General features: G+C 73.5%; 8 protein-coding genes. 1 reads left to right on the top strand and 7 read right to left on the bottom strand.

What is annotated here, in order from left to right:
• Positions 1-14: 14 nt before the first annotated feature.
• The 5 genes from HTZ77_RS47665 to HTZ77_RS26675 form a co-directional block, all read right to left on the bottom strand.
• Complete coding sequence (locus tag HTZ77_RS47665; RefSeq protein WP_175592423.1) at positions 15-1,931, bottom strand: S8 family peptidase; 1,917 nt, start codon at positions 1,929-1,931, stop codon at positions 15-17.
• Positions 1,932-2,061: 130 nt separating this feature from the next.
• Complete coding sequence (glgB, locus tag HTZ77_RS26690) at positions 2,062-4,407, bottom strand: 1,4-alpha-glucan branching protein GlgB (protein ID WP_235995177.1); 2,346 nt, start codon at positions 4,405-4,407, stop codon at positions 2,062-2,064.
• A 117-nt stretch (positions 4,408-4,524) separates the two neighbouring features.
• Entirely contained in the window at positions 4,525-5,712 is a 1,188-nt protein-coding gene (locus HTZ77_RS26685; RefSeq protein ID WP_328808780.1) for a copper amine oxidase, read from the bottom strand.
• 1 nt (position 5,713) lies between these two features.
• On the bottom strand, positions 5,714-6,382 hold the full coding sequence (locus tag HTZ77_RS26680; protein ID WP_175592422.1) for a hypothetical protein: 669 nt from the start codon (positions 6,380-6,382) through the stop codon (positions 5,714-5,716).
• Between the two features lie 282 nt (positions 6,383-6,664).
• Complete coding sequence (locus tag HTZ77_RS26675; protein ID WP_205303540.1) at positions 6,665-10,072, bottom strand: AfsR/SARP family transcriptional regulator; 3,408 nt, start codon at positions 10,070-10,072, stop codon at positions 6,665-6,667.
• Positions 10,073-10,173: 101 nt separating this feature from the next.
• Between HTZ77_RS26675 and HTZ77_RS26670 the strand changes: the two genes are divergently transcribed.
• Positions 10,174-11,028 carry an NAD(P)-dependent oxidoreductase gene (locus HTZ77_RS26670; RefSeq protein ID WP_175592421.1) on the top strand — a complete coding sequence of 285 codons (855 nt, stop codon included), beginning with the start codon at positions 10,174-10,176 and terminating at the stop codon, positions 11,026-11,028.
• Between the two features lie 7 nt (positions 11,029-11,035).
• On the opposite strand, the gene HTZ77_RS26665 is transcribed toward HTZ77_RS26670, so the two are convergent.
• Positions 11,036-12,433, bottom strand: coding sequence for a maltokinase N-terminal cap-like domain-containing protein (locus tag HTZ77_RS26665; RefSeq protein WP_175592420.1), 1,398 nt, complete (start codon positions 12,431-12,433; stop codon positions 11,036-11,038).
• A gap of 3 nt (positions 12,434-12,436) precedes the next feature.
• Positions 12,437-14,137, bottom strand: a complete 1,701-nt coding sequence (gene treS, locus HTZ77_RS26660; RefSeq protein ID WP_175592419.1) for a maltose alpha-D-glucosyltransferase — start codon at positions 14,135-14,137, stop codon at positions 12,437-12,439.
• Between the last annotated feature and the right edge of the window lie 12 nt (positions 14,138-14,149).

The raw sequence follows: 14,149 nt of genomic DNA, 5'->3' as shown, positions 1-14,149 counted from the left end.
GCTCCTCGCCCGGGCTATGTGCCCAGGGCCGAGGCCGCCTTCTTCAGGGAGGCGGCCTTGGCCTTGGCGCTCAGCCGCACCTTCTCCGCGCTCGCCAGCCTGGCCGTGCCGTTCGTCCCGTGGGCCCAGGTCAGCCAGCCGGCCAGCAGCGCGGCGTCCAGCCGCTGCCGCGCCGTCTTCGACGCCTTCAGCACCCGGTACGCGGAGCCCAGTGACGACGCCTTGGTGAGCTCGGGGAACACCTTGCTGCCCTTCTGCGCCAGCTTCAGGTAGCAGGTGAGCGTCGCGTCGGGGATCGTGCCGCTGGAGCGGTGGATCTCCATGGCCCACTGCTTGGCCGTCAGCCGCTTGGCGGTCTTGCCGCGCGTGCAGACCGGGGGCGGGGTGGAGGCGGCGGTCGGGGTGGGGGTGATCGTCACCGTGACCGTGACCGTGGGCAGCGGGACCGGGGTGGACGTCGGCGTGGGCGTGGGATCGGGGGTGTCGTCCACCGGGTCGGGCTCGGGCGTCGGGCCGCTGCCGTCGGTGGGGTCCGGCGCGGGGTCGGGCGCGGGGTCGCCGCCCGTCGGGGCCGGGGCCGGCGTCTGGCTGACCGTGGGCTGCGGGCTCGCGCCGCCCAGCGCCGCCAGCACGTCGAGGCGCGGCGTGACCACGTCCTTGTCGTTCGCACGGTACGCGTACGGCCTGCCGGTCGAGGTGAGCTTGGCGATCAGCTCGGTCATCGGCGTGTCCGGCGACTTGGCCTTCAGCAGCGCCAGCGCGCCCGCCACGTGCGGCGAGGCCATGGAGGTGCCGCTGTGCACGGCCTTCTGGTTGTCCGGCACCGACGACTCGATGTCCACCCCGGGCGCGAACAGGTCGACCAGTTCGCCCCGGTTGGAGAAGTCGGCGATGGCGTCGTTCCCGTCGTTGGCGCCGACGGCCACGGCCGAGGAGACGCACGCCGGGAAGGAGACGCCGTCGTAGTACTCGTTGCCGGCCGCGACCACGGTCGCGATGTTCCTGGCCAGCAGCGCGTCCACCAGCGGCTTGAAGACCTGGCCCTCCTCGCTGGTGTCGCAGGAGGTGTCGAAGAGCATGCCGCCGAGGCTGAGGTTCACCGCGGCGACGGGCGTGGACAGCTCGGCCACGTGCTCCATGGCCAGCCGCAGCGACGACTCGTAGGCCAGCAGGCAGGACGGCTCGCCGCACACGTTCTCGTCGTCCACCCGGCTGAACACCTGGATGGCCACGATCTTCGCCTCGGGGGCGACCCCTTCGGCGCCCGCGGCGATGCCGGCGACGTGGGTGCCGTGCTCGCACAGGTTCACCCCGCCGGCCAGGCACCTGTCGGTGACGGCGTTCGCCGCGCCGGGCCCGATCATGCTGGTCTGCCCGTTCGGGCAGAGCGACGTGACGCCGTCCTCCACGGCGGAGAAGCACGCCTCCTCCACGACCCGGCCGCCGAACGACGGGTGGTCCAGGTCGATGCCGGTGTCCAGGACGGCCACCGCCTGTCCGCTGCCCTTGAACCCCTGCGCGTGCGCCTGGTCGGCGCCGATGAGCTGGAGGTTGGACACCTCGGCCGGGGGATAGGCGCGGTCGCGGTGGACGGAGCTCACGCGCGGGTCCTCCGCCAGCGCGGCCAGCTCCTCGGCCGTGCCCTCCACGACCATGAACGGCTGCGTCCGCGAGCGCAGCACCACGTCCACGCTCTCCTCGGCCGCCTTGGCGGCGATCGGCTCGCGCTGGGCCGGGTCGGTCAGCTCGACGATCGCCCGCACCGGGCCCCGGTCGAGCGCGAGGCCGTCCTCCAGCTTCTCCTCCGGAGGAGTGGGCTGCGCGGACGTCTCGGAGGACGGGGCCGGGTCGTCGGCGTGAGCCGGGATGACGGGGGTCGCCGTGAGCAGGGCGAACGTGGTCACCCAGGTGACCAGGGGGCGAAGTCGCACGCGTCCTCCGAGAGGGGGATGATCTCGGAGTTTAAGGTGATTTATCCGGCAAGCCCAGAGACGCGCGGGGTTTCTCAGCGAACTCCGGGCGACCTCTCAGTGACGTCCGGCCCCCCTGCCCTGTGACGCCTCAGGACGCGGGCGGCTCCTCGGCGAGCAGCGGCGCCGGCTCCCCGGCCACCGTCGGCTCCCCGGCCACCGCCGGGACCGCCGCGTCCTCCCCGGCCACCGCCCGCGGGGCGGCGCCCTCCCCGGTCACCGCCCGGGCCGTCGCGTTCTCCCCGGTCGTCGTGGCCGTCTCGCCGGTCAGTGACGGCTCCTCGACCTCCGGCGCCTCCCTGCGCAGCCACAACGCGCCCAGCGGCGGCACCCGCAGCCGGGCCGAGTACGGCAGCCCGTGCCACGACTCCTCGGTCGCCTCCACCGTGCCCAGGTTGCCGACCCCGCTGCCCCAGTAGTCGTAGGCGTCCGTGTTGAGCGCCTCGGTCCACTGCCCGCCGTACGGCAGGCCGAGCCGGTAGTCCTCGTGCGGCGAGCCGCTGAAGTTGGCCACGCACGCCACCGCGGACCCGTCCTCCGCGAAGCGGACGAACGAGAACGTGTTGCCCGGGGCGTCGTCGGCGTCGATCCACCGGAACCCCGACGGGTCCGTGTCCAGCTCCCACAGCGCCGGCGTGTCACGGTAGAGCGCGTTCAGGTCGCGGACCAGCCGCTGCACGCCCTTGTGCCCGTCGAACTCCAGCACCCACCAGTCGAGCCCGCGCTCCTCCGACCACTCCGAGCCCTGGCCGAACTCGCCGCCCATGAACAGCAGCTGCTTGCCCGGGTGCGCCCACATGTACGCCAGCAGGGCCCTGAGCTGGGCGAAACGCTGCCACTCGTCGCCCGGCATCTTGCCCAGGAGCGAGCCCTTGCCGTGGACGACCTCGTCGTGCGACAGCGGCAGCACGTAGTTCTCGGAGTAGGCGTAGATCAGCGAGAACGTCATCTGATGGTGGTGGTACTGCCGGAAGACCGGCTCGTGCCGGAGGTAGGCCAGCGTGTCGTGCATCCAGCCCATGTTCCACTTGAACCCGAACCCGAGGCCGCCCAGGTGCACCGGCCGCGAGACGCCCGGCCAGGCCGTCGACTCCTCGGCCACGGTGGAGATGCCCGGCTCGTCCCGGTAGACGACGGCGTTCATCTCCTTGAGGAACTCGACGGCGTCGAGGTTCTCGCGCCCGCCGTAGATGTTCGGCGTCCACTCGCCCTCGCGGCGCGAGTAGTCGAGGTACAGCATCGAGGCCACGGCGTCCACCCGCAGCCCGTCGATGTGGAACTCCTTCAGCCAGTACAGGGCGTTGGCCACCAGGAAGTTGCGCACCTCCCTGCGGCCGAAGTCGAAGACGTAGGTCCCCCAGTCCGGCTGCAGGCCGCGCTTGGGGTCGGCGTGCTCGTACAGCGGGGTGCCGTCGAAGCGGGCCAGGGCCCAGTCGTCCATCGGGAAGTGCGCGGGCACCCAGTCGAGCAGCACGCCGATGCCGGCCTGGTGCAGCCGGTCCACCAGGTGGCGGAACTCGTCGGGCTTGCCGAACCGCGCCGTCGGCGCGTAGTAGGAGGTCACCTGGTAGCCCCACGACCCGCCGAACGGGTGCTCGGCCACCGGCAGCATCTCCACGTGCGTGAAGCCCATGTCCCGCACGTACTCGACGAGCTGGTCGGCCAGCTCCACGTACGACAGGCCGGGCCGCCACGAGCCGAGGTGCACCTCGTAGACGCTCATCGGGCCGCGCTGCGACTGCTGCTCGCGCCGCCGCGCCATCCACTCGGCGTCGTCCCAGGAGTAGGCGGAATGGTCGATCACCGAGGCGGTCTGCGGCGGCACCTCGGTGCGGCGGGCCATCGGGTCGGCCTTGTCGCGCCACACGCCGTCGGCGCCGAGGATCTGGTACTTGTACCGCTCGCCCGCCCCCAGGCCGGGGACGAACAGCTCCCACACCCCGGAACGGCCCAGGGAGCGCATCGGGTAGGCGGTGCCGTCCCAGTGGTTGAAGTCGCCGACGACCCGGATGCCGCGCGCGTTCGGCGCCCAGACGGCGAACGCCGTGCCGTCCACGTCCTGGTGCCGCATGACGCGCGCCCCGAGGGCCTCCCACAGCCGCTCGTGCCGTCCCTCGCCGATGAGGTGCAGGTCGATCTCGCCGAGCGTGGGCCAGTGCCGGTACGGGTCACGCACCTCCTGCGGCTCCCCGCCGGAGTACTGGACGCTCAGGGTGTACGCGGGCACCTTGTCCAGGCCCGGGACCGTCACCTCGAACACCCCGTGCGCCTGGTGTTTCAGCTCGTGAGCCGTTCCGTCCTCCAGCACCACCCGCACCCGCTCGGCCAGCGGGCGCAGGGCGCGGAACGTCACCCCGCCCGCGACGGGGTGCGCCCCCAGGATCGAATGGGGATCGTGGTGCGCACCGCCCGCGAGGCGGTCGAGCTCTGTCCTCATCGGCATGCTCCCAACCCTGCCCTACGACGACCGTCCAACCCAGCCACTGCCCGCTTTCACGGAGACAATCACCGAAAGTTGGGAATACCTGGTGTATGTCAGGGCACGGGTGGGGCCTCACGGACTGGGGTTCTTCGCCGTGACGTCGCGCGGGAGGACGCGGAAGCCCTGCCAGTGCACCGGCATCGGGTCGGCGTCCTCGTCGCGGGCCACGTGGTGGAAGTCCACGTTGACCCAGACCACCGGATCGGTCAGCCGCTCGCCGTTCACGTAGCGGTCGACGGAGTCGCGGCAGCGGGGCAGCGGGTTCTGGGTGGCCAGGCGCTCGCACGCGTGGTACTGCGTGACGTACAGGTCGGCCCGGGTGAACGCCTCGTCGGCCGGGCCGCGGTACTCGGCGCTGTCGGAGTTGTCGATCTCCCAGGAGACCGGGTGCCGGTCGGCGTTGAGCGCCCTGGGGTCGAGCACCCGCCACCAGCGCATGCGCCGGTTGACCGCCTTGGTCTCGGCGGCGAACCGGGTGCGGACCATGAACCGGCGCTTCGTGCCGGTGCCCGCGAAGTCGTACTGCTCCACGGCGTCGCGGTTGGCGCCGTTGACGTCGAAGTCGAGCCGCCAGAAGACGTTGTGGCTGTGCGACTCCTCGAAGTGCCGCCGCCCGACGCCGATCGGCCAGCCGTGGCCGGGCGTGGTCACCGTGCCCGCCAGCGAGCCCGTGGCGCCGAGGCGCGGCGTGATGGAGCCGTCGTCGCCGAACACCCACTCCGCGACGTAGGCGTACCAGCCGACCTGGTAGCCCGACAGCACCACCAGCTCCTGGCCCTGCCGCGACTTGCGGGCCTCCTCGTCGCCGAAGCCGTCCTTGAGGTGGGCGTGGCCGCGTGCCCTGGTGGTGACGCACACGTACGGGCCGCGCCGCTCGCCGCCGGGGCAGTCGGCAGGGGTCAGCGCGATGGCGGACTCGCCGAGCGAGCCGAGGTCGTGGTAGCGCGGCTCGCCGCTGTCGTAGGGCACGTGGATCTGCGCGAGCGCCGCGCTGCGCAGCACGTTCTGCGGGTCGCCGCCCTTCGGGGTGTAGACGACGTGGCTCAGCGTCAGGCCCTCGATGGTGCGCATCTCCCAGCACATCCGCCAGCGCGCGCCGTTCGGCAGCGCCTGGTCGACGAGGTACGGCGAGCCGCACGTGGCCCCGGCGGCCGGTGCGGCGGGGCGGGCGCCGGACGCCGCGGCCAGGGTGGCGCGGGGGGCCGGGGTGGCGTGGGCGGCGGCGATGACGAAGGCCGCGAGGGCGATACGGAGGAACACCTCACCACTCCAGGATGTGAACCTTCTTGGCGGACAGGTCGGCGACGACACGGCTCGTGTCCAGGAACGTGCCGTCGGGCAGCCGGACGAACAGCCTGATGCACCGGTGCTCGGCGCAGTCCCCGCGCCGGGCCGTGTAGATCAGCCCCCGCAGCCACAGGTCGGCCGTGGAGCGCAGCGGCTGACCGGCGGCGCGCCGGTAGGCGGTCCGCATGCCCTCGCCGAGCCGCGGGTGCGCGAGGATCAGCTCGGCGGCGCGGGTCTCCTCGCGCTTGGACGGAGGGGGCTGGGTGCCCGTGCCGGAGACCTCGCGCACCACCTTGCCCTGGGCGAGGTCCACGGTGCGGACGGTCAGCGTGTCGGTGCCGTAGTCGTAGACGTACGCCTCCGCCCGCCGCGCGCCCTCGCCGCTCTTGCCGTCGTCGCGCTCGACGTACAGCAGCTCGGCCCGGCCGGCGGCGAAGTGCGCCCGCGGGCCCGCGGAGGTGGCGATGTCGCTCGCCCGCCGGATCTCGTCCGGGGTGAGCGGGTCGCCGGGCTCCGGAGAGGCCGCCGCGGGCAGCTCGGCCCGCGCGGAGGGCGGCCCGCCGTCGCCGGGGAGCAGCAGGACGGCGGCGGTGATCGTCGCGACCACCCCCGCCGAGACCGCGAGCATCATCACGCCCCGCATGCCGGGCTCCTTTACTCTTCGTTTACGAGCACCTGCGAAGAGTAGTCGCCCCGAGCGGGCCGCGCGGGGGAACCGCGATATTCGCGCCTCCAGCGCCATGCGCGTCCCGGACGCGCCACCGGTACGGGCTCCGACGCGCCTGAGCCCGTACCGGACGCGCCTCCGGGACGGGCGCAGCGCCTCAGGGAGAGCAGGCGCCTCAGGGAGAGCAGGCGCGTCGGAAAGCAGGCGCGTCGGGAAAGGGGGCGCGTCAGGAATAGGGGGCGCCCGGCGCGCCGCGGCTCACGCGTGGTCCGGGACCAGGCCGCCGAGAGGGGAGGCGGCGCCCAGCGCGAGGGCCGCGGCGAGGGCGGTGTCGCCGAGGGCGGCGCGGGCCGAGGCCGTGACGCGGTCCACGTCCCCGCGCTCGGCGGGCGGCAGCGGCGCGCCCGCCGACTCCCGCAGCGCCGCGGCCTTGCCGAGCAGCCGCGCCGCCTCCGCGTGCTGCCCGGCGAGGGCGCGGGCGCCCGCCAGCCCCTCCAGCGCGAGCGCGACGGCACGCGGGTCGCCGACGTGCCGCGCCCTCGCGAGCGCGCCGAGCTGGAGCTCCCGAGCGGCCGCCGCGTCTCCGCGCAGCTCCGCGACGAAGCCCAGCTCGGCCAGGATCAGCGCCTCGCCGGGCACCCCGGACACCTCGCGCACCCAGCCGATCCACTTGCGCAGCAGCCGGTCCGCCTCGTCCAGCCGGCCCTGCCTGCGGGCCCCGAGCGCCAGCCCCATCTCGGCGAACTGCTCCGCGGGCCGGTTGGACTGCGACACGGCCAGCGCCCTGGCCCGCTCGTGGTAGTCCTCCGCCCGCGCGTGGTCGCCGGTCAGCATGGCGATCCGGCCCAGCCGCGACAGCGCGTCGCAGGCCGCGCCCCACAGGCCCAGCTCCTCGGCCATCCGCAGCCCGTCGCGCCGCAGCGCCGCGGCGCGCCCGTAGTCGCCGGTGATCTCGGCGAGGGTGCCGAGGCTCTCGTCGGCCCGCATCTCGCCCCACCTGTCGCCGCTCTCCTGGAAGAGCGCCAGCGCCCGCTCGCCGTCGCGCCGCAGCGCCGCGAGGTCGCCGCGCATGCCCGCCCACCTGGCCCGTACGCTCAGCGCGGCGGCCGTGCCCCACCGGTCGTCCAGGGCCTCGAAGGCGGCCAGCGCCGCCTCTACCAGCTCCATGCTCAGCGCCAGGTCGTCGTAGCCGAACAGCGCGAGGCCCGCGAACCAGCGCGCCCTGGCCCGGGCCGCCGGGTCCTCGACCGCCTCGAACAGGCCGGTGTCCAGCGGGACGGGCCGCCCGCCCATCGCCTCCAGCCCGTGCAGCCACAACCGCGCCCGGGCCGCCCCGGGGGTCTCCGGCGCCGCCACGGACAGCGCGGCCTCCAGGGCGCGGCGGCCCTCGCCCAGCCTGCCGCGCAGCACCCAGTACCAGGCCAGCGCGTTCACCAGCCGCACCACCTCGCCGGCCGCGCCGAGCCGTACGGCGTGGTCGATCGCCGCGCGGACGTTGGCGCTCTCGGCGTCGAGCAGCGTGAGGACGCGGCGCTGGTCCCGCCCGTACAGGGACGGTTCGGCGCGCTCGGCGACGCCGGCGTGGTGGCGCACGTGCCGCAGCCGGACGGCGTCCGCCTCGCCCGCCTCGGCCAGCCGTTCCAGGCAGTACGCCGCCACCGACTCCAGCAGCCGGTACCGGCCGTCCGCCGACCGCACCACGAGCGACCGGTCCACCAGCCGGGACAGCGGGCCGAGCACGTCCAGGCCGGGCTCCCCGCAGGCCGCCTCGGCGGCTTCCAGCGTGCAGCCGCCGGCGTGGACCGCGAGCCGCCGCAGCACCAGCCGCTCCTCCTCGTCGAGCAGCTCCCAGCTCCAGTCGATCACGGCGCGAAGGGTCCGCTGGCGGGCCGGGGCGCCGCGCAGGCCGGGGGCCAGCACCCGGAACCGGTCGTCGAGGCGGTCGGCGAGCCCCCGGGGGGTGAGGGCGCGCAGCCGGGTGGCGGCCAGCTCCAGGGCCAGCGGGATGCCGTCGAGCCGCACGCAGATCTCCACGAGCGCGCTCCGCTCGTCATCCGCGCCCGTGGTGTCTGCGCCCGTGGTGTCCGCGCCCGTGGTGTCCGCGCCCGTGGTGTCCGCGCCCGTGGTGTCCGTACCCGTGGTGTCCGTACCCGTGGTGTCCGTACCGGTGACGTCCGTGTGCGCGACGGACATGCCCGCGCGGGACGTCAGCAGTTCGACCGCGGCCGTCACGCTCAGGGGCGGGACGCTCCACAGGGCCTCGCCCGGCACGCGCAGAGACTCCCGGCTGGTGGCGAGGATCCGCAGCCCGGGGGCGGCCCGCAACAGCAGCCCGGCGAGCGCGGCGACCTCCTCCACCACGTGCTCGCAGTTGTCCAGCAGCAGCAGCGTCTCCCCGGCCCCGCCGCCGCCCCCGGCCCCGGCGCGCAGGGCCGCGGCCAGCCGGTCCGTCAGCGATCCCGGGACGTCGTCCCGCAGCCCCAGCGCGCCCGCCACGGCCTCGGCCACCTCGGCGGGCGCGGACGCGGCCAGCTCGACCATCCACACACCGCCCGCGAACGGCCGCCCGGGATCCCCCGCCACCTCCAGCGCCAGCCGCGTCTTGCCGACGCCGCCCGGCCCGGTGAGCGTGACCAGCCGGTTCGCGCGCAGCAGGGCGCGCACCTCTCCCACCGCCTCCGCTCTGCCGACCAGCGAGGTCAGCGGCGCCGGCAGCCCGCCCACGGGGCGAGCCGGGGTCTCCAGGACGGACGGGGTGCCGGGGGAGGCCGGGGTCTTCAGGGCTGACGCGGTGCCGGGGGTGGGCCGGGCCAGGGCGGATGGGGCGCCAGGGGTGGGCCGGGTCTCCGGCGCGGTACCCAGGGAGGGGCGGGTCTCCGGGGTGGGCGCGGTTCCCGGAGAGGGCCGGGTCTCCGGAAGGGGCGACATCGCCAGGGACGGGTCGTGGCGCAGGATCGCCTGGTGCAGGGTCACCAGCTCGGGCCCGGGGTCGACGCCCAGCTCCTCCGCCAGCCGGGTGCGCAGGCCGGCGTAGCTCGCCAGCGCCTCGCCCTGCCGTCCCGCCCCGTACAGGGCGCGCACGTGGAGGGCCCGCAGCCGCTCGCGCAGCGGGTGCTCGGCGACGACGCCCGCGAGGTCGGCGGCCACGGGACCGTGCTCGCCCAGCGCGAGCCGCGCCGCCGCCAGCTCCTCCAGGGCCACCAGCCGCAGCTCGTCCAGCCGGACGGTCTCGGCGCGGGTGAACTCCTCGTCGCGGTGCCCGGCGTAGGCGGGGCCCCGCCACAGGCCCAGCGCCTCGTCCAGCAGCGCCCGGCGGCCGCGCGGGTCGCCGTCCCGGCGGGCGCGGCCCAGCAGCTCCTCGAACCGGTCGGCGTCCACCTCGTACGCCGCGCCGGTCCGCAGCGCGTACCCGCGCGCCTGGTGGACGATCAGCTCGCGGTCGCCGAGGACGCGGCGAAGCTGCGACACCTTGACCCGCAGCGCCGCGGGCGCCCCGGCGGGCGGCTGCTCGCCCCACAGGTCGAAAATCAGCCGGTCGGCCGGGACGGACGTGCCGCGGTGGGCCAGCAGGTCGGCCAGGAGCGCGCGGACCTTCGCCTCCGGCACCTGGACGGGCTCGCCGCCGGGCGTCCACACCGCCAGGGGTCCCAGCACCCCGAACCGCATCAGCCCCCCATAACGCTTCCCGAACGCGACCATAACCCGGGCCGGGCACCGTGGATTCCCGTCCCGCCCCACAACCTCCCCACAACCTAAGGAACAGTGAGATGTCGGAGAACATCGCGGTGCTCGGGCTCGGCCTCATGGGCACGGCCCTGGCCGAGACCCTGCTGGCGGCCGGTCACCGTGTCACCGTGTGGAACCGCTCGGCCGCCAAGGCCGACGCCCTGGTGGCCAAGGGCGCCACCCGCGCCGCCACCGCCGCCGAGGCCGTCGCGGCCGCCCCGTTGGCGATCGTCTGCGTGCTCGACTACGCGGCCGTCCACGAGGTCCTGGAAGGCGCCGACCTGGCGGGCCGCACGGTGCTGAACCTCACCAACGGCCGCCCGGCCGAGGCCCGCGAGGCCGGCGACCGGGTGAGCGGGCGCGGCGGCGACTACCTGGACGGCGGCATCATGGCCGTCCCGCAGATGATCGGGCACCCCGGCGCGCTGATCCTCTACAGCGGCTCGCGGGCCGCCTTCGACCGCCACGAGGCGACGCTCAAGCCCCTGGCCGAGTCGCGCCACCTGGGCGAGGACCCGGGCCTCGCCCCGCTGTACGACCTGGCCATGCTCACCGGCATGTACGGCCAGATCGCCGGGTTCCTGGAGGCGGCGGCGCTGATCGCCTCCGAGGGGCGGCCGGTGCGCGAGTTCACCGAGACGCTGCTCGTGCCGTGGATGCACGCGATGGCCGCGCTCAAGCCACGCTGGGCCGAGGACATCGAGCAGGGCCACTACGCCACCGAGGTCTCCAACCTGGAGGTCAACCGCGTGGGCATGCTCAACCTGTCGACCGCCTTCGAGGAGCAGGGGGTCAAGCTTGACCTGCTGCTGCCGATGAAGGAGATCCTGGAGCGCCGGGTGGCCCGGGGTCACGGCGCCGAAGGCCTGTCCAGCCTGATCGAGGAGCTGCGCTGAAGCCGGGTCAGAGGCCGGTGCGGCGGAAGGCGGCCAGCGGGATGCCGACCCATGTGGGCCGGTTGCGGGCCTCGTAGACCACCTCGTACACCGCCTTGGCCATCTCGAACGCCTTGAGCAGGGCCGAGTCGGCCGGCGAGATGGCCCCGCCGCCGTCGACGTAGCCGTCGAGGAACGCGGCCCGGTTGCGCGCCGCCCAGTCCTCGGCCCGCGGCTCCAGCGACGCGGCGTCGGGCCGGTCGGCCAGCAGGTGCCGGGCGGCGTAGTCGAACGAGCGCAGCATGCCCGCCACGTCGCGCAGCGGCGACGACAGCGCCCGGCGCTCGGACAGCGGCTGCCCCGGCTCGCCCTCGAAGTCCAGCACCACCCAGTCGGTGTTGGTGCGCATCACCTGGCCGAGGTGGTAGTCGCCGTGGACCCGCTGCACGGGCACCTCGGCGGTCAGCTCCTCGACCCGGTGGTAGACGGCCTCGATCGTGCCGACGTGCTCGCGCAGCTCGGGCACCTCGGCCACGGCCCGGGCGAGCCGCCGCCTGAAGCCCTCGGCCATCCGCTTGACCTCGGGGATCTCGATCACGTCGGTGGGGAACGCCGCGGCCAGCTCGTGGTGGACGCGCGCGGTGGCGCAGCCGAGCCGGAACGACTCGCCGGCGAAGTCGCCGCCCGCGTCGGCCGCGGTGACGGCCGCGGGCTCGCCGTAGCCGTCCTCGAAGGGCATGGCGTAGAGGTCGCGGACGCTGGTGAGCGCGAGGTCCCAGCCGTCGTTGGAGTTGGAGAGGAACTCCTGCGTGATCGCCAGCGTGGTCGGCGTGCCGTCGAGGTCGGTCTCGACCCATCCGTACGGCTGGGCGATGTGCGGGGCGTGCCGCTCGGCCAGCGCGGTGATGACCTCCAGCTCGGGGTTGACGCCGGGGACGAGCCGCCGGAACAGCTTGCAGATGTACGTGTCGCCGTACACGAGCGAGGTGTTGGACTGCTCGGCGCCGAGCACGAGGCTGCGCAGGGAGGTGTCGATCTCGACGTCGGGGAGGTGGCGGAAGCGCACCGTCCCCCAGTCGCAGTTCCGGCCCATGCATTCGAGCAGCCACGGGGTCAGCTCGTGGTCGTGGACGGCGTCGTAGGCGTACCACTCGTCGCGGGAGGGCCCGTCCTGGAAGGCGTACGGGCCGTGCACGCCGATCAGCGCGTGCTTGAGCCGGTCGGGCAGGTCGGAGCGCAGGCCGAGGAGCACCTGGTAGCGATCACGCGTGCCGTCCTGCCACACCGACACCACCAGGTGGCGCAGGCCGGGGTCGCCGGCCTCGATCGTGGCGTCGGAGTCGATCGACACTCTGTCGATCGGGCGCCCCTTGCCGCCGAACCATCGCTGACGTCCGATCCATGCGGCAAGGAGCTCCTCAAGCACGTCTCATTCCTCCTGGGTGGCTGCCGGCGGGAGGGTGAACCAGTAGAACCCATGCCCCGGAAGCGTCAAAAGATACGGAAGCTCGCCAATTGGTGGGAACGGGACTCCGCCCATCGTCTCCACCGGGGACACTCCGACGAACCTCCGCAGGTCCAGCTCCACCGGCTGGGGGAAGCGGGAGAGGTTGTTGACGCACAGCATCCGGTCGTCGCCCAGCTCGCGGACGAACGCGAGGACGCTCGGGTTGGAGGAGTTGAGCTCGATGAACTCGCCGAGCCCGAACACCGGGTGGCGCTTGCGGATCTCGATCATGCGCCGGGTCCAGTGCAGCAGCGAGCCGGCGTTCTTCTGCTGCGCCTCGACGTTGAGGCCCTGGTAGCCGTAGATCGGGTCCATGATCACCGGCAGGTAGAGCCGGCCGGGGTCGCAGTCGGAGAACCCGGCGTTGCGGTCGGGGTCCCACTGCATGGGGGTGCGCACGCCGTCGCGGTCGCCCAGCCAGATGTTGTCGCCCATGCCGATCTCGTCGCCGTAGTAGAGCACCGGTGAGCCCGGCAGCGACAGGAGCAGCGCGGTGAACAGCTCGATCTGGTTGCGGTCGTTCTCCAGCAGCGGCGCCAGGCGCCGGCGGATGCCGACGTTGGCGCGCATGCGCGGGTCCTTGGCGTACTCGGAGTACATGTAGTCGCGTTCCTCGTCCGTCACCATCTCGAGCGTCAGCTCGTCGTGGTTGCGGAGGAAGATGCCCCACTGGCAGTTCTCGGGGATCTTGGGGGTCTGGGCCAGGATCTCGGAGATGGGGTAGCGCGACTCCCGGCGCACGGCCATGAAGATGCGCGGCATCAGCGGGAAGTGGAACGCCATGTGGCACTCGTCGCCGCCGCCGACCGGGTCGCCGAAGTAGTCCACCACGTCCGAGGGCCACTGGTTGGCCTCGGCCAGCAGGACGCTGTCGGGGTAGAGCCGGTCCACCTCGGCGCGCACCCGCTTGAGGTACTGGTGGGTCTTCGGCAGGTTCTCGCAGTTGGTGCCCTCCTCCTCGAACAGGTAGGGCACCGCGTCCAGCCGGAACCCGTCGATGCCGAGGTCGAGCCAGAAGCGCAGGACCTCCAGCATGGCGTCCTGCACGTCCGGGTTCTCGTAGTTGAGGTCGGGCTGGTGGTGGAAGAACCGGTGCCAGTAGTACTGGCCGCGCACCGGGTCGTAGGTCCAGTTGGACGTCTCGGTGTCGATGAAGATGATCCGCGCGTCGGAGTAGGCCGTGTCGGTGTCGGACCAGACGTAGAAGTCGCCGAACGGGCCCTCGGGATCGTGCCGGGACGCCTGGAACCACGGGTGGGCGTCGCTGGTGTGGTTCATGACGAGGTCGGCGATGACGCGCATGCCCCGCTTGTGGGCCTCGTCGACCAGCTTCACGAAGTCCCCCAGGTCTCCGAACTCGGGGAGGATCTTCATGAAGTCGGCGATGTCGTAGCCGCCGTCACGCAGCGGCGACTCGTAGAGCGGCAGCAGCCACAGGCAGTCGACGCCGAGCCACTGGAGGTAGTCCAGCTTGCCGATCAGGCCCTTGATGTCGCCGGTGCCGTCTCCGTTGGAATCGGAGAAACCCCTGATCAGGACCTCGTAGAAGACCGCGCGCTTGTACCAGTACGGATCGCGAGGCTTCTCCTCGTCGAAGGGGTTGGGTATGGGTGTGGAGCTCATGGGCCCTCCTTC

It is taken from the genome of Nonomuraea montanisoli (assembly GCF_013363975.1).
GTDB lineage: Bacteria > Actinomycetota > Actinomycetes > Streptosporangiales > Streptosporangiaceae > Nonomuraea > Nonomuraea montanisoli.
This window is presented reverse-complemented; position numbering and strand designations above follow the sequence as displayed.

Coding starts and splice junctions, on each gene's coding strand:
- HTZ77_RS26675 (WP_205303540.1), bottom strand. CDS start 10,072: ATGCGGTTCGGGGTGCTGGGACCCCTGGCGGTGTGGACGCCCGGCGGC.
- treS (WP_175592419.1), bottom strand. CDS start 14,137: ATGAGCTCCACACCCATACCCAACCCCTTCGACGAGGAGAAGCCTCGC.
- glgB (WP_235995177.1), bottom strand. CDS start 4,407: ATGAGGACAGAGCTCGACCGCCTCGCGGGCGGTGCGCACCACGATCCC.
- HTZ77_RS26680 (WP_175592422.1), bottom strand. CDS start 6,382: ATGCGGGGCGTGATGATGCTCGCGGTCTCGGCGGGGGTGGTCGCGACG.
- HTZ77_RS26670 (WP_175592421.1), top strand. CDS start 10,174: ATGTCGGAGAACATCGCGGTGCTCGGGCTCGGCCTCATGGGCACGGCC.